Genomic DNA, 15,542 nt, shown 5'->3' on the forward strand with positions numbered 1-15,542 from the left:
TCTCATGGCACAAATTATTCAATGGTTCCCTGGGCACATGGCGAAAGCCTTTCGTCTCATGCGGGAAAATTTAAAGTTAGTTGATGTTGCTTTTGAATTGGTTGACGCCCGCATTCCGGACAGTTCTCGTAACCCTGAAGTCGACAAATTAATCGGTGGAAAACCACGTTTACTGATTATGACCAAAGCCGATTTGGCTGATCCTGAGCAAACACGACAATGGAAAGCAAAGTTCGAATCAGACGGTCATACTGTTCTTGTCTTAGATACACGAGATCCAAGAACGCCACAATTAGTAACCAAGGCGGCACGTCGTGCTGTTGAAGCAAAAACAGCAGCGCAATTAGCACGTGGTATTCAAGATCAACCGATACGTGCGATGATTACTGGTATCCCAAACGTTGGAAAGTCAACCTTGTTGAATCACTTGGTCATGAAAAATGTGGCGCCAACTGCTGACAGACCAGGTGTCACGAAAAAAGTGGCTTGGCTAAAAACACCGACAAAATTAGAACTGTTAGATTCGCCTGGTGTTTTATGGCCAAAATTTGAAGATCAGGCCATTGGTATGAAGCTTGCATTAACTGGTGCAGTAAAAGATACGATTTTTTCAAAAGATGACGCAGCGCTCTTTTTAATTAGTTTTTTCAGAGATTATCGCCCAGAAGCAATTGTAGCGCGGTATCATTTAGAAGAAAATGCTTTTGAACAAGACAATGTTCAAATTTTATTAGCTATTACTAACAAGCTTGGATTTAAGGACGATTATGACAAAGCTAGTGAGCGACTACTAAACGATTTACGTAAAGGTAAGCTAGGCGCGTTCACATTGGATGAACTGTAAACTTCACATGACTGAAACAATTGCGACAATTAAAGAAAAACTAGCCAGTCTAGCAGACCCTCATGATGCACGTTTGCAGACCTGGCGACAGGATAAGCGGTGTGGTGTCCAAAAAGCAATAGCGCTTTGGGAAAAGCGGTTGGCGCTAGCACGAAAAAAGCAGGCTGATTTTAACCAACGCTTTAATTTTGAACGAGATTACTGGCTAAAAGGCGTTGAATTAGTAGCAGGCGTTGACGAAGTGGGTCGCGGACCATTAGCGGGTCCTGTCGTTGCAGCAGCAGTTATTTTACCACACGATTTTAACATCGTTGATGTTATAGACTCAAAGCAAGTAGCCCAGCATAAGCGAGAACAGTTATACGAAATTATTCTAGATCAAGCTGTTTCAATTGGTATTGGTAGTGTTGATGCGAAGACGATTGATGAAATTAATATTTATGAGGCAGCGCGTCAAGCGATGACGGAAGCAATCAATAACTTGGCACCACAGCCACAGGCACTATTAATTGATGCCATGCAAGTTTATTTGGATATAACACAACAATCTTTAATCAAAGGGGATGCCAGAAGTAATTCAATTGGTGCAGCTAGTATAGTTGCGAAAGTGATACGTGACAAAATGATGACGGACTATGATAAAGTATATCCAGGTTACGATTTTGCCCAAAATGCAGGGTATGGGACTAAAAAGCATTTAGCAGGGATTGATAAGCTTGGGGTCACACCAATTCATAGGCGATCATTTCAACCTGTTCATGATGCGATTGTAAATAAAAAGAACTGTTAAAGCAGTTCTTTTTATTTACAATAAAGTGACTTCTCGCTTATTAAGTTTTATTTTACCGTCTCGCGTTAGTTTATTAAATAAGCGGCTTAGTGTTTCCGGTGTAATATGTAGCGAGGCAGCAAGTTCTTTTTTGGTAACGTCTAGATGAAATGTTTTGCTCATACGAATTGCAGATAAATCTTCAAAGTATTGTACGAGTCGTTCATCAGCATTTTGTAATGATAAACTAATTTGACGTTGTTCAAGCGCCGTCAGACGTTCTCCATAAGTATTCAACATTTTTAAAGCCAATGAAGTATTTCGGTGTAATAATGCTTGGAAATCTTTTCGACGAATCATACAAATGGCAGAATCAACTTTAGCGCGTGCAAAATGATGATGTTTAGCATCTGTAAAAATAGATGCTTCGATATCCATTTGGTGATTAGTTAGTGAATAAAGCAGTAACTCTTGGCCGTTATCGTTCACGTTAAAAATGTCAACTTGACCAGAATCGACGACGAAAAGCGCTGATAAATCATCGTCTGGTTCATAGATATAGCTTCCAGCTGAATATTTCTTTTGATGTGTTGAGATAGTGACCAGTTGTGCAATAATATCGTCAGGCAAATGCGAAAAAATCGGAGCAGCTTTCACACAAGCAAATTCAGAATGTGACATATTTCACTCTTTCTTGACATGAGTCAATTTTTTGTTATTCATTTGATTATACAATAGATATATAAAATTAGTTGGTAATCTTTTGGAGGTAGTATATGAAAGTCATTATTATTGGTTCGACACACGCAGGCACAGCAACAATAAAATCTATTTTAAAGCATAATAACGGGGTAGAAATTGATGTTTATGAGAAAAATGATAATGTGTCGTTTCTTTCTTGTGGCATTGCTTTAACAGTACAAGGTGAAGTAAAAGAAATCAATGATTTGTTCTATTCTTCGCCTGCTATACTTGAAGAAGCAGGTGCTAATATTCACATGAACCATGAAGTAACTGCTGTTGATACCATTAATAAAACAGTATCAGTCACTAACTTGGTGACAGGCGTATCATCAGTTGAAAGTTATGATAAATTAGTTGCGACAACTGGATCTTGGCCAATTATACCGCCAATTGCTGGGATAGAAGATCAACGTATTGTATTGTCTAAAAACTATACGCATGCGAAAGCCTTAATTAATTATGCTAATGATGATCGTATTAAGCGAGTGGTTATCATTGGCGGAGGTTATATTGGCACAGAATTAGTCGAAGCTTTCAATGTCAAGGGGCGTGAAGTGACGTTGATTGATAACCAGCCAACGGTGTTAAACCGGTATTTTGATCACGAATTTACTGAAAATGTCGCTGAATTATTTCAATCTCATGGTGTGGCTGTGGCAACCGGTAAAATGGTTGAAAGTTTTGAAAGTCAAGATGATGCGGTTATTGTCAAAACAAATGACGGGAATTTTTCAGCTGACTTAGTTGTGATGTCGGTTGGCTTCAAACCAAATACTGGATTGTTTGCGGGACAACTAGGTATGACTGGCAATGGCGCGCTATTAGTCAATGATTACATGCAAACAAGTAATCCAGATGTCTTTGCTGCTGGTGATTCAGTCGCGGTGCATTATAATCCAACAGGAGAGAATGCGTACATCCCCTTAGCGACAAATGCAGTACGTCAGGGAACATTAATTGGCTACAATCTTATGTCACCGAAAGTTAAATATATGGGAACGCAATCAACATCCGGACTAAAGTTATATGATTTAAATATGGCTTCATCTGGCTTGACTGCAGCCCACGCGCAAGAACTAGGAATCGATGCGGATAGCATCACGATGACAGATAACTTCCGACCAGAATTCATGTCATCAACGGAGCCAGTTTTGATGAGTATTACATGGGAACGTCAAACACACCGTATTTTAGGTGTACAATTGCAAAGTAAATATGACATTGCACAGTCTGCCAATGCTGCTTCAATTGCCATTCAAAATCGCATGACATTGACCGATTTAGCATTCGTGGATATGCTATTCCAGCCTTGGTTTGATAGACCATTTAACTACTTGAATCTTTTAGCGCAAGCAGCCCTAGATAAGGTTGAAAGCGAATAAAAAGCACACCTATTCTGCGGTGTGCTTTTTTTATTAATGTTTGTTAGCGATACTTATCTGTTTTTTCAGCAATTGTTAATACATTGCCATGTGGTGACATATTAATTTTACTGTAAATCATAACAGGAATATCGGTTATTTCTGCCGCAACAAGTGGTAAGGCCTTTAAAATAGTCATCAGTTGGTCATAATCGCCTTCAAGTGTGGTTTCGAAAGCGCCAACCTGATAAGCAATGCGTGTGTCATTAATATAATCAATAACGTGATCGACTATACGGATGACATCGGATTTATCGGATGTCATCGGTAATACTTGAACAGCTATGCTTGCGTTAATTTGTACCATCATACTTCTCCTTGGGTTCTATGCATTGAAATGGTGCAATAGAACATGTTAAATGAAGTCCTCCCATAAGCGACATTGAAATCCCACATCAAAATATTGAAGCATGATGACACAAAATTATTGATTGCTTCGTAATCTTCCTACGCTAGAATGAACTAGATCAGGTTATATGGGTATATCTCTCAGCCAATAAGGCACCCCAGATTACACGTTAATTGCGTTGTCTGTACTTCGACATTTTAGCATAAGATATGATAATGGACAATGAGATATGATTACTACTTGGCTGTGGATTTACTTTATCGTATAAGGCGCGTATACTGACTACTTATAAATTAACTTTATAGTAGTCATGAGAATATTTGGGAGTAGTAGGTTATGTTGTATTTTATTGGGTTATTTGCAGGTTTTTTATTAGCTAATCAAAGTCCTATCAACGCAAAACTGGGTTTTGTTTTAAAATCACCTTTGCGTTCTAGCTTGCTTTCTTTTACAGTGGGAACATTTTTTTTGATACTTATTTATTTTGTTAGTGGACAACAACAAGTTAACCTGATAAATGTGGCCTCCAATAATCCATGGTGGATATGGTTTGGTGGCTTATTGGGCGTTATCTTTTTAACGTCAAATATTTTAATGTTTCCGAAATTAGGTGCCATTCAAACCATTATCTTGCCGATTATTGGTCAGGTTATCATGGGTGTAGTGATCGATACTTTTGGCTTGTTTAATATGCCAATTGGGACACTGACGGTAACTAAGGTTATTGGTATTCTCTTGTTACTAGGTGGTATTTATGTGGCTGTTGTTCTTGCTAATCGTTTTGAGGTAAAACGCGAGAAAAAGCAATTGGGTGCTGATACTAATATAAATATCTGGCGTATGTGGGCCATTCTGGTTGGTGCATTTTCTGCCATACAACAAGCGATTAATGGGCGATTAGGCTATTTATTACACTCAGTAGTGGGTAGTGCTGTGATTTCTTTCTTTTCTGGGACAGTGGTCATTTTAATTGTTGTATTATTGAAAGAAAGGCGTTTATGGCCAAAAACAGTGCGAATAACTAAACAACCAGTGTGGTTATTTACAGGTGGGATTTTAGGTGCCTTATTTGTTTTTTCAACCGCTTTTCTTGTACCAAAATTGGGCGCTGGTATGACAGTTACGCTCAGTTTAAGTGGCTCAATCATTGGGTCGATAGTTGTCGCTCAGTTCGGCTGGTGGCAATCGTTAAAACAAAATGTTACACGTGTACAAATTATTGGCATTGCCTTAATGGTTGCTAGCATTGCATTGATTAAATTTGGTTAGTATCATGGGTTAACAACACGGGAATAGATTGACATATAAATGACTGACATGATAATATATAGGTATAAATGTAAGCGCTTACAAGAAAACATTCCTAGTAGTTATTGTAGAAAAGAGGTTTATTTTGAAAACTTTAAGTCACGATTTTCTGTGGGGTGGCGCTATCGCAGCACACCAGGCAGAAGGTGCATGGAATGTGGATGGCAAAGGTGTGTCAATTGCTGATGTTCTTACAGCAGGCGATGTGTCACATCCACGAGAAATAACAGATGGTGTGATAGCAGGAAAAAACTATCCAAATCATCATGGCATTTATTTTCATGATACTTATAAGCAAGATTTGCAATTAATGGCAGAGATGGGGTTTAAGGCTTTTAGAACTTCCATTGCTTGGACACGTATTTTCCCTAACGGAGATGACGCTGAGCCTAACGAGGCAGGCCTTGCTTTTTATGATGAGATGTTCGACGCCATGCGACGGCTAAACATTGAACCGGTAATTACACTTAATCACTTTGAAATGCCATATCATCTAGTTACAAAATATGGTGGCTGGCGTGATCGTCGTGTTATTGATTTTTTTGTCCGTTATGCTGAGGTCGTTTTTAATCGTTATAAAGATAAAGTTACTTATTGGATGACGCATAACGAAATTTCTAATCAAACGGCTATGAAACATGAGGCTAGCGGTTTTCTATTGTGGACTAATTCGGGTATTGATGGCAAAGAGATGTCAGTTGATGAACGTATTGAAGCCATGTCACAAGCAGCACATTATGAGCTAGTTGCTTCGGCCAAGGCTGTGGCGCTTGGGCATCAGATTAATCCAGCATTTAAAATTGGTGGTATGGTTAACGTTGCACCATTTTATCCAGTATCTCCCAAACCAGCAGATATGTTAGCTTATCAAAAAGCACGTCAGTTTAGAGACTGGCTCAGTGATGTTCATGTCCGTGGCAAGTACCCAAACGAACTTGAAGCCTATTACGAAAAAACTGGTTATCGTCCAGATATCACAGCCGAAGACCGTGACGTGTTACAGGCAGGAACAGTTGATTATCTTGCCGTGTCTTACTATGCAAGCAGTACGGTTGAAACAACAACTGATGAGCCTAAAGTCGGTTATACCGACTATGAAGATGTTACTAATCCTTATATTAAGACATCAGACTGGGGATGGGGATTAGACCCTGAAGGCTTACGCTATACATTAAACGAACTAAGCGAGATGTATCCAGATACACCAATTATGATTGTTGAAAACGGCTTAGGTGCCTACGATAAGATTGAAGATGGTGAACAAATCCACGATGATTATCGAATCAGCTATTTATCAGCACACATTCAAGCCATGATGACAGCTGTAGAAATCGATGGTGTCAATGTAATAGGTTATCTTAGTTGGGGCCCAATTGATATTGTTTCTGCCGGCACAGGTGAAATGAAGAAGCGATACGGTTATATCTACGTCGACCTAGATGATGAGGGGGAAGGATCGGGCAACCGTATTAAAAAGGACTCTTTTTATTGGTATCGAAAAGTAATTGAAACAAACGGTCAGGTATTAAAACAACAAGCATGATAAAACATCTGTTGTTGTGATGCGATAATTATCGTATTACAACCGATACAAAAGGTATAGGTAATAATTATGGCTAATATCTCAAAAGTATTAAATGATAAAGTTATTCCGATAATAATGAAATTTGTTAATACGCGTGCGATTACTGCGATGAAAAATGGGATGTTGTATCCCATACCATTCATTATTGTTGGTGCCATTTTCTTGATTTTAGGTCAGTTCCCTTACAAGCCAATCGCTAGCTATTTTACTAGCGTTGGTTTAGATAGTATTTTTATGCAGGCATATAATGGTTCATTTGCCATCATGGCTTTGTTTGCAGTCTTTGGCATTGCTTATTCATGGGTACACGATTCTGGTTATGATGGTGTACCAGCGGGTTTGCTTGCCATTGTTGTTGATGTTATCCTACAGCCCAATACAATCAATACAGTGACTAATGCCATTCATCCCGGCAAAACATCTACCGCATGGTTGGCTAACAACGCCATTGACAAAGCTTGGCTCGGTGGAAAAGGTATGATTGTTGCCATTATTGCGGGTATGATTGTTGGTTGGATTTATACTTGGTTTATGAAGAAAGGCATTACGATCAAATTACCAGAACAAGTCCCAAGTAATGTCGCAGCTTCGTTTACTGCATTGGTTCCAGCCGCAGCGATTATAACAGGTGCAACAGTTGTGTATGCCATCTTCTCAAAGGCTTGGCACACAACCTTTGCAGAGTGGATTTATTCGGTTATTCAAACACCACTGCAGCATGCTTCAGATGGCCCGGCTGGTGTGTTTATTATCACTGTGATTCCAGTCTTTCTTTGGTTCTTTGGTGTCCATGGTTCAATTATTGTTTCCGGCATTATGCAGCCGTTGTTACTCGCTAATAACGCAGATAATTTAGCATTGTATCGCGCAGGTAAATTATCGTTGGCCAACGGGGCGCATATTGTCACACAATCATTCTTCGAACAGTTTATTACGGTTACTGGTGCCGGAGTGACGGTCGGTTTACTGGTATTCATGTTGGTGGGCGCTAAATCCGTGCAGATGAAGACTTTGTCTAAGCTCGAATTAGGCCCGGCTATGTTCAATATTAATGAGCCAATTTTGTTTGGTATTCCAATTGTCTTGAATCCAGTCATGATCTTACCCTTCATTTTATCACCAGTTATTACCGGTTTCGGTACGTATTACGCCATTAAATTTGGTGTCATTCCACCCTTAAATTCTGCGCTAATACTTTTGCCAGACGATACCCCAACGGCTTGAATGTGACATATGTTAAACCGCCAGAAATTATGCCACCGATAATTGGGATAGCTTTGGTAACTGTTTTTTCAATGTGTGCTGTCGTGATTTTATGACCAATACGACTACCAACTTTTTTAACCAATGGATGACGTGTTGACATTACAGCTGCTTGGATAGCTACTCTTTTACCAATCGACTCACCAGATTTCTTTGATAGCGTAGCAATCATAGAAGCAGCACCCGCAGTGCCAAACATGACACCAAGATAAATAATCAGCTTAACTTTGTCTTCTTCTGGCAAGGTATCTGTGTTGCTACCAAAAAGTTCATCTTCACCAAAGATGTAGGCAATTTGTTGGGCCATATTAATGGCAAAGGCAAAATACTGTACAACATCGGCACTACCGACAGCTGCCATAATTATTGGGTTGGCTGGTAAGCCGGCAGCAAAGGAAGCCATTGATGTTTTTGTTGTACTTTTGTTAATGATGTTGTGCGCTTTTTCTTCTAAAACTGAGACAGGATAGACGGCCTGTGGGCCGTGCTTTAAAATAATATTTAAGTCAGGGGAATCAGAAAACTGTTTTTTTAGAAATGCTTTGCGATTAACACGAATGACTGGTAATTTAGCAATTAAACCAATGGTGTGCAAAGTGAGATTGTAAAATCTATCTGGTTTTGTTTCAACCATTACAATAGTGCTCCTTAATAAAGATAGGTTATTATTTTATTTAATTATAGCGTGAAGAACTGTGTGATTGTTAGAAAAAGACTTACGCTGCTATTCATGGTAATAATCGTCTGATGTAAAAAATATTACAGTAAAAAGAAGTTTATAAAACAATCGTTTAATCAGCTTTGTTTTGTTGTACAATATAGGCGTCTTACCGATTATTTATGATATATTTTACCGATCTAGATGGACTATTGTGATAGTTGACAGGAGAAAAAACATGTTCAGTAAGAAAAATTATAAGTTATTGCCAGCGAGTATCGTGATGGGATTGCTGGTGTCGAGTTTTGTGGTATTACAGGAAGTACATGCAGATATAACAAGTCTTGGTCGCCAGTCCGCAACACAGGTAGGCGGATTTGGTCGCAACGCAGTTGGCGGGAGTCAAGCTGATGCGACACATATTTACACCGTCAATAGCCGTCAAACTTTGTTAAAGGCCTTGGGTCAATCGACGAATGATGTGCCCAAAATCATATACCTTTCAGGTACTATTGACATGACGAAAGATAGTCAAGGGCGCACATTGACGGAAGATGACTATGCTCAAGGAACAGGCTATCACTTGGAAAGTTATTTAACAGCTTACAACCCTAGCACATGGGGTAAAAAGAAAGTTAGCGGCCAGCAAGAGATAAATCGTCTTGCCGCTCAAAGAAAACAAACAGAGCAAATTGAAGTTAAAGTACCGGCCAACACAACAATTATCGGGTTGCCAGGGGCGTCATTTGTGGGTGGCAATTTGATTTTGCAAAAAAACAACATTATTGTGCGGAATATTACTTTTGAAACACCGTATGATGATTTTCCGCAGTGGGATCCGACTGATGAGCGCACTGGCAACTGGAATTCACAATATGATGCTATATCAGTTCAAGGGGCTAGCAATGTCTGGTTAGATCATAACACTTTTGATGATGGACGCTACCACGATAGTCAAAATGGTACGTACTTTGGGCGTGAGTATCAACACCACGATGGTATGACTGATATCACAAATGGTGCTGATAACATTACGATATCAGATAGTGTTTATCGAAATCATGATAAGACTATGTTAATAGGTAATAGTGACAGTAAAACAAGTGATACCGGTAAATTACACGTTACCTTAGTAAGAAATTTATTTCAAAATACGGTCCAGCGTACACCCCGTGTGCGTTTTGGTGATGTGCAGGTGATTAATAATTTCTATCAAAATGATGGCACGAGCACATATCAATTCAAATACGCTTGGGGTCTGGGCAAAAAGGCGCAAATTAACGCCAAAAATAATGTATTCGTCATTGCTAAAAAATCACCAGTGGCCATCATTAATAAGTTTAAAGGCACTCAATTATCAGATGACGGTACAATCTTTAATACAAAGTTTGTTTCGGCTGCGTCTATTAGCCATACATCACCAACTACGAGCACATTAGGCTGGTCAGGACCACTGACAGCATCAAAACAATTGCCAGAAAGCATTTTGCAAACTGCTGGTTCAGGTGTTTTAAAGTAGTGTTTTGATTAAAAAGAATTGTTAATACAAAATGTTTGTTCAACGTTAAACAAAAAAATGATTGACATTTGTGACATTTTTTTCTAAAATGCAATGTATAAGTAAAGGGGAAAAAGATGTTAGATAAAACAATCTACAAACAAATTTTTAAAGCTAGTTTTAACGCCCCAATCGACGTTGAATTCTGGGATGGCGAGCAGGTCAGCTATGGTGAAGGAGAACCAATTGCCAAAATTATTCTCCATGACGTTATTCCAATTAAAGATATTATGGCCCATGCTTCACTAACCTTTGGTGAGGCTTATATGGACGGTAAAATCGACATTCAAGGTGACCTACAAAAGTTGGTCACTACTATCTATCAGTCTAAAGATAGCTTTATGAATAATTCGAAGTTTTCGAAATTTATTCCAAAGCATGCACACACGGAAAAAGTAAGTAAGCAGGATGTTCAGAGTCATTATGATATTGGTAATGATTTTTATGAGATGTGGCTAGATCCCACATTAACATACTCATGCGCGTATTTTGCTAGTGAAGAAGATTCATTAGAAACGGCACAATGGAATAAAGTTCGTCATATCTTGAATAAATTGCACGCGCAAGAAGGTGAAACGCTTTTGGATATTGGTTGTGGTTGGGGTACGCTTATTTTCACAGCGGCCAAAGAATATCACCTAGAGGCAACTGGTGTCACTCTTAGCCAAGAACAATATGATTACGTTTCTCAAAAGATTATTGATGAAGGTTTAGAAGGTCGAGTACACGTTTACTTGAAAGACTATCGTGAATTAACAGAGACATATGATCATGTTACGTCTGTTGGCATGTTCGAACATGTTGGTAAAGAAAATCTTGCAACTTATTTTGAACAAGTGAATGCACGTCTTGTTGACAATGGAACGGCTCTAATTCATGGTATCACTGGACAACATGATGGTGCAGGAGTTGATGCCTGGATCAACAAATATATTTTCCCCGGTGGCTATATTCCTAATATTGCCGAAAATGTTAATCACATTATGCAGGCTAGCTTGCAAATCGATGATATCGAGCCATTACGACGTCATTATCAACGTACTTTGGAAATGTGGACTAAAAACTTTCATGACGTTGAAGAGTCTGTTATTGCCAAATATGGTGAACGATTCTATCGAATGTGGGACTTGTACTTACAAGCATGTGCTTCATCCTTTGAATCAGGGAATATTGACGTTGTACAGTACCTATTAACCAAGGGTGCTTCTGCAACAAACTTACCAATGACACGTGCATACATTTATCAAGCAGATGTTGCGCATGGTGTTAAATAAACAAACTAATACAAAACACCTATCTCATAGTTACTTATGAGATAGGTGTTTTTATATAGTTTTTAGTAAACCTCACATGTTATAAATGATTTGACTTAACGCGATAATTGGTTTATATTGAAAGCGGTTACACAATGTCTTGTGCATTATTAGATAAAGAAAGGTAGGCAATTATAATGACATAGCATTAGTTGTGTTGCTGCAGTATTTACATCGATTTAAATCAGATAATGATAGTATACGAAAAGAGGCAAAAATGGTTGAAGCAGATTTTGGTGTTGTTGGTTTAGCAGTAATGGGTAGAAATTTAGCGTTAAATGTTGAATCGCGAGGATATCGTGTGGCTGTGTATAATCGTTCTCGTGAACGAACAGATGACCTCGTTAAAAAACATGCCGATAAAAAGTTTGTGCCCAGTTACACTGTGGCATCGTTCGTGAAAGCAATTAAGGCACCTCGACGCATTTTATTGATGGTAAAAGCTGGTAAAGGAACTGATGCTGTAATTAACGAGCTGTTACCACACCTTGAAAAAGGGGACACACTTATTGATGGTGGGAACACTTTCTTTGAAGATACAATTAGACGATCAGATACACTGGCAGCTTCGGGCATCAACTTTATTGGTATGGGTGTTTCAGGTGGCGAACTGGGGGCATTACAAGGCCCTTCATTGATGCCTGGTGGTCAACGCGATGCTTACGACTTAGTTGAGCCAATTTTGAAGCAAATTGCTGCCAAGGCTCCTGAAGATGGTGTGCCAACAGTAACATATGTTGGACCGAATGGAGCTGGACACTATGTGAAGATGGTACACAATGGCATCGAATATGGTGACATGCAACTAATTGCTGAATCGTATGATATTCTAAAGCGTGTGCTCAAATTAGATCAGCAACAACTCGCAACCACTTTTTCAGAGTGGAATACGGGTGAGCTTGATTCTTATCTTGTCGAGATTACGGCTGATATTTTGACCAGAAAAGACGATCAAGGCTCAGATAAGCCAATTGTTGATATGATTTTAGATCGAGCCGGTAACAAGGGAACTGGTAAATGGTCATCTCAGTCGGCATTAGAGGTAGGTGCACCACAATCACTGATTACTGAATCAGTTTACGCACGCTATATATCAGCTATGAAGGCCGATCGTGTAGCAGCCTCTGAAGTCCTTTCAGGACCAGAATTTTCATTTACAGGGGATGAAAAGGCAGCAATAGAAGATGTCCGCAAAGCACTGTACTTTGGAAAAATTATGTCTTATGCGCAAGGATTTGACCAATTGAGAATGGCATCTGAACACTATGATTGGCATTTGCCATTTGGCGAACTAGCACAATTATGGCGAGCAGGGGCTATTATTCGAGCACAATTCTTACAGCGTATTACTGATGCATTTACTAATAATACGGGGCTGCATAACTTGCTATTAGATCCATACTTCAAAGATATTGCGCAAGATTACCAGGCAGCAACCCGTCGAGTGGTTGCATTAGCTGTACAGGCTGGTATCCCAACACCATCTTTGTCCGCAGCGATTGCATATTATGATTCATATCGTTCAGCAGTTTTGCCAGCTAATTTAATCCAAGCACAACGTGATTATTTTGGCGCACATACGTATGAACGTACAGACAAACCTGCTGGTGAAATGTATCATTATGGCTGGTATGATGAGGCTTGAAAATATAAAATAAACAAGACGGCAGCAATGCTGTCTTTTATTATGCCGGTGTTCAATCATTTATATGATCAGTCAATAACAATTTTTTGTATTAATTATCACAATGCGATTCAATTTAAATCCGTACTAAAAAGAGTGTAATTGATAATTATTATTCTATTCACGTATGAATTTATAATTTTGATAAAATAAATTCTGTTTTTATAATCCTAAAGTGGCATAATAGAATTTATAAGGTGTCTTTAGGGCACTTTCAAATTTTGGGGGTAATATATTATGTCTACTGTTGAAGAGCTAACAGACATTGTTGGAAAAGGTCACATTATCACGTCGCCTGCAAAGTCATTGCGTTATCGTAAAGGCTACCGTAGTGGTCAAGGTTCAGCATTAGCTGTTGTACTACCAGGTAATTTGATGGAATTGTGGCAAGTATTAAAAGTCTTGCACGATAACAACACAATTATTATTATGCAAGCTTCAAACACTAGTTTGACTGAAGGATCAATTCCTGCACCAGGATATGACCGTGATTGTGTTGTTGTCAATGGGACAAGAATTAAGGGTGTACAACTTATTAATGGTGGGGACGAAGTATTGGCCTTTCCAGGCACAACGTTGTTTAAATTGGAGAACGCATTAAAGCCGATTAATCGTGAACCCCACTCAGTTATTGGGTCGTCAAATCTAGGTGCCTCAGTTATTGGTGGTATTAACAATAATTCGGGTGGCGCGCTAATCCAACGTGGTCCAGCTTACACTGAGTTATCCCTTTATGCTCAGATCGACGAAAATGACGAGCTTCATTTGGTAAACCATTTGGGAATTGAATTAGGCAAGACACCTGAAGAAATGATTTACAATATCGAACATCGTAATTTTAATATTGACAATGTCCCTGCTGATAACAAGCGCGTTGGACATAATCGTAATTATGAAGCGCGTGTACGTGATGTATCATCTCATACACCTACACGTTATAATGCAGATCCTAATGAACTTTACGAAGTGTCTGGTGCATCAGGGAAGTTGGCAGCGTTTGCCGTGCGACTAGATACTTTCCCAAAAGATGGTGACTCACAAGTATTTTACATTGGAACCAACGATCCTAGCGTATTAGAAAAGTTACGGCGTCATATATTATCAGAGTTTAAAAATTTACCAGTGTCTGGTGAGTATATGCATAAAGATGCATATCAACTAGCAAAAAAATATGGTAAAGACTCTCTGATTGTTATTGATGCGTTGGGTACAAATACATTACCTTATTTGTTTGGTATGAAAGCCACAACCGAGCGGATACTGAGTCATATTCCAACATTTAAGCCATACTTCCCAGATCGCGTGTTACAACATATGGGTCAACTATTCCCCAATCAACTGCCAAAGCGTATGGAAGAATACAGTCAAAAGTATGATCACTATTTGCAGTTAAAGATGACGGGTTCAGGAATTGAAGAGGCGCGACGCTTTTTGAAGCCATTCTTTGCTGAAGAAGCAGGTGATTACTTTGAAGCAACACCAAAAGAGGCAGATAGAATAGCGACGCACCGCTATGTTACCGCAGGTGTGGCCATTCGATATGAAGAAGTTTTCCAAAAGCAGCATATCCAGATTCTACCGTTAGATATTGCTTTACCACGTAATGAATTTGATTGGTTTGAACATTTGCCTAAGGAAATTGAAGATAAAATTGAACACAAAATTTATTATGGTCATTTTCTTGATCATGTTATGCATCAAGACTATATTCTCAAAAAAGGTGTCGATGCACATGAGCTAAAACAAGAAATGCTAAAATTGTTAGACAAACGTGGTGCTATTTATCCAGCCGAACATAATGTTGGACACTTATATCATGCAGCTTCTACTTTGGTAGCACATTACAAGCGCAACGACCCTACAAATAGTTTCAACCCAGGTATCGGTATGACATCAATGTCTAAATACTGGGGAAATTATTGATAAAAAACAAAGACTTAGTATTCTAAGTCTTTGTTTTTTTATTTAACATGTTGTCTTACAAACAACATGATGTTATACTACTTGTATTAAATAAAACAACATGTTTTGAAAAAGGAAGGTTTT

General features: G+C 38.8%; 13 protein-coding genes and 1 riboswitch. Of the genes, 10 read left to right on the forward strand and 3 right to left on the reverse strand.

What is annotated here, in order from left to right:
* The first annotated feature begins 4 nt into the window (after positions 1 to 4).
* Both ylqF and FGL72_RS03325 read left to right on the forward strand, forming a co-directional pair.
* A complete protein-coding gene (gene ylqF, locus FGL72_RS03320) occupies positions 5 to 844 on the forward strand; it encodes a ribosome biogenesis GTPase YlqF (protein WP_012305246.1) in 840 nt (279 codons plus the stop codon).
* Between the two features lie 7 nt (positions 845 to 851).
* Positions 852 to 1,634, forward strand: a complete 783-nt coding sequence (locus tag FGL72_RS03325; protein ID WP_085699168.1) for a ribonuclease HII — start codon at positions 852 to 854, stop codon at positions 1,632 to 1,634.
* A gap of 15 nt (positions 1,635 to 1,649) precedes the next feature.
* On the opposite strand, the gene FGL72_RS03330 is transcribed toward FGL72_RS03325, so the two are convergent.
* Positions 1,650 to 2,294, reverse strand: coding sequence for a Crp/Fnr family transcriptional regulator (locus FGL72_RS03330; RefSeq protein WP_004900572.1), 645 nt, complete (start codon positions 2,292 to 2,294; stop codon positions 1,650 to 1,652).
* A 95-nt stretch (positions 2,295 to 2,389) separates the two neighbouring features.
* Between FGL72_RS03330 and FGL72_RS03335 the strand changes: the two genes are divergently transcribed.
* Entirely contained in the window at positions 2,390 to 3,739 is a 1,350-nt protein-coding gene (locus FGL72_RS03335; protein WP_085699166.1) for an FAD-dependent oxidoreductase, read from the forward strand.
* A 43-nt stretch (positions 3,740 to 3,782) separates the two neighbouring features.
* Here the strand turns inward: FGL72_RS03335 and FGL72_RS03340 are convergent, their stop codons facing one another.
* Positions 3,783 to 4,076, reverse strand: a complete 294-nt coding sequence (locus FGL72_RS03340; protein ID WP_222591210.1) for a thiamine-binding protein — start codon at positions 4,074 to 4,076, stop codon at positions 3,783 to 3,785.
* Between the two features lie 129 nt (positions 4,077 to 4,205).
* A riboswitch (TPP riboswitch) is annotated at positions 4,206 to 4,297 on the reverse strand.
* Positions 4,298 to 4,463: 166 nt separating this feature from the next.
* Between FGL72_RS03340 and FGL72_RS03345 the strand changes: the two genes are divergently transcribed.
* The 3 genes from FGL72_RS03345 (at position 4,464) to FGL72_RS03355 (ending at position 8,244) form a co-directional block, all read left to right on the forward strand.
* Entirely contained in the window at positions 4,464 to 5,396 is a 933-nt protein-coding gene (locus tag FGL72_RS03345) for a DMT family transporter (protein WP_004902788.1), read from the forward strand.
* A gap of 124 nt (positions 5,397 to 5,520) precedes the next feature.
* The gene (locus FGL72_RS03350) at positions 5,521 to 6,978 is read left to right on the forward strand and encodes a 6-phospho-beta-glucosidase (protein WP_040190267.1); all 1,458 of its coding nucleotides are present in this window, start codon (positions 5,521 to 5,523) and stop codon (positions 6,976 to 6,978) included.
* Between the two features lie 69 nt (positions 6,979 to 7,047).
* A complete protein-coding gene (locus FGL72_RS03355) occupies positions 7,048 to 8,244 on the forward strand; it encodes a PTS sugar transporter subunit IIC (protein ID WP_243130157.1) in 1,197 nt (398 codons plus the stop codon).
* On the opposite strand, the gene FGL72_RS03360 is transcribed toward FGL72_RS03355, so the two are convergent.
* Complete coding sequence (locus tag FGL72_RS03360) at positions 8,186 to 8,917, reverse strand: hypothetical protein (RefSeq protein WP_146992636.1); 732 nt, start codon at positions 8,915 to 8,917, stop codon at positions 8,186 to 8,188. The genes FGL72_RS03355 and FGL72_RS03360 overlap by 59 nt on opposite strands.
* 262 nt (positions 8,918 to 9,179) lie before the next feature.
* Here FGL72_RS03360 and FGL72_RS03365 point away from each other — a divergent pair, with 262 nt between their 5' ends.
* From FGL72_RS03365 to dld, 4 genes are all read left to right on the forward strand, one after another.
* A complete protein-coding gene (locus tag FGL72_RS03365) occupies positions 9,180 to 10,460 on the forward strand; it encodes a pectate lyase family protein (protein ID WP_085699162.1) in 1,281 nt (426 codons plus the stop codon).
* Between the two features lie 116 nt (positions 10,461 to 10,576).
* Positions 10,577 to 11,773 (forward strand): SAM-dependent methyltransferase, encoded by a 1,197-nt coding sequence (locus FGL72_RS03370; RefSeq protein ID WP_004902779.1) that lies wholly within the window; start codon positions 10,577 to 10,579, stop codon positions 11,771 to 11,773.
* 256 nt (positions 11,774 to 12,029) lie between these two features.
* Positions 12,030 to 13,457: an NADP-dependent phosphogluconate dehydrogenase gene (gene gndA, locus FGL72_RS03375; RefSeq protein WP_040176940.1), complete on the forward strand. Its 1,428-nt coding sequence runs from the start codon at positions 12,030 to 12,032 to the stop codon at positions 13,455 to 13,457.
* A gap of 276 nt (positions 13,458 to 13,733) precedes the next feature.
* A complete protein-coding gene (gene dld / locus FGL72_RS03380; protein WP_085699160.1) occupies positions 13,734 to 15,419 on the forward strand; it encodes a D-lactate dehydrogenase in 1,686 nt (561 codons plus the stop codon).
* The last annotated feature ends 123 nt before the right edge of the window (positions 15,420 to 15,542 follow it).

This window comes from Leuconostoc citreum (genome assembly GCF_007954785.1).
In the GTDB taxonomy this organism is placed as follows: domain Bacteria; phylum Bacillota; class Bacilli; order Lactobacillales; family Lactobacillaceae; genus Leuconostoc; species Leuconostoc citreum.

Coding starts and splice junctions, on each gene's coding strand:
- ylqF (WP_012305246.1), top strand. CDS start 5: ATGGCACAAATTATTCAATGGTTCCCTGGGCACATGGCGAAAGCCTTT.
- FGL72_RS03325 (WP_085699168.1), top strand. CDS start 852: ATGACTGAAACAATTGCGACAATTAAAGAAAAACTAGCCAGTCTAGCA.
- FGL72_RS03330 (WP_004900572.1), bottom strand. CDS start 2,294: ATGTCACATTCTGAATTTGCTTGTGTGAAAGCTGCTCCGATTTTTTCG.
- FGL72_RS03335 (WP_085699166.1), top strand. CDS start 2,390: ATGAAAGTCATTATTATTGGTTCGACACACGCAGGCACAGCAACAATA.
- FGL72_RS03345 (WP_004902788.1), top strand. CDS start 4,464: ATGTTGTATTTTATTGGGTTATTTGCAGGTTTTTTATTAGCTAATCAA.
- FGL72_RS03355 (WP_243130157.1), top strand. CDS start 7,048: ATGGCTAATATCTCAAAAGTATTAAATGATAAAGTTATTCCGATAATA.
- FGL72_RS03360 (WP_146992636.1), bottom strand. CDS start 8,917: ATGGTTGAAACAAAACCAGATAGATTTTACAATCTCACTTTGCACACC.
- FGL72_RS03365 (WP_085699162.1), top strand. CDS start 9,180: ATGTTCAGTAAGAAAAATTATAAGTTATTGCCAGCGAGTATCGTGATG.
- FGL72_RS03370 (WP_004902779.1), top strand. CDS start 10,577: ATGTTAGATAAAACAATCTACAAACAAATTTTTAAAGCTAGTTTTAAC.
- gndA (WP_040176940.1), top strand. CDS start 12,030: ATGGTTGAAGCAGATTTTGGTGTTGTTGGTTTAGCAGTAATGGGTAGA.
- dld (WP_085699160.1), top strand. CDS start 13,734: ATGTCTACTGTTGAAGAGCTAACAGACATTGTTGGAAAAGGTCACATT.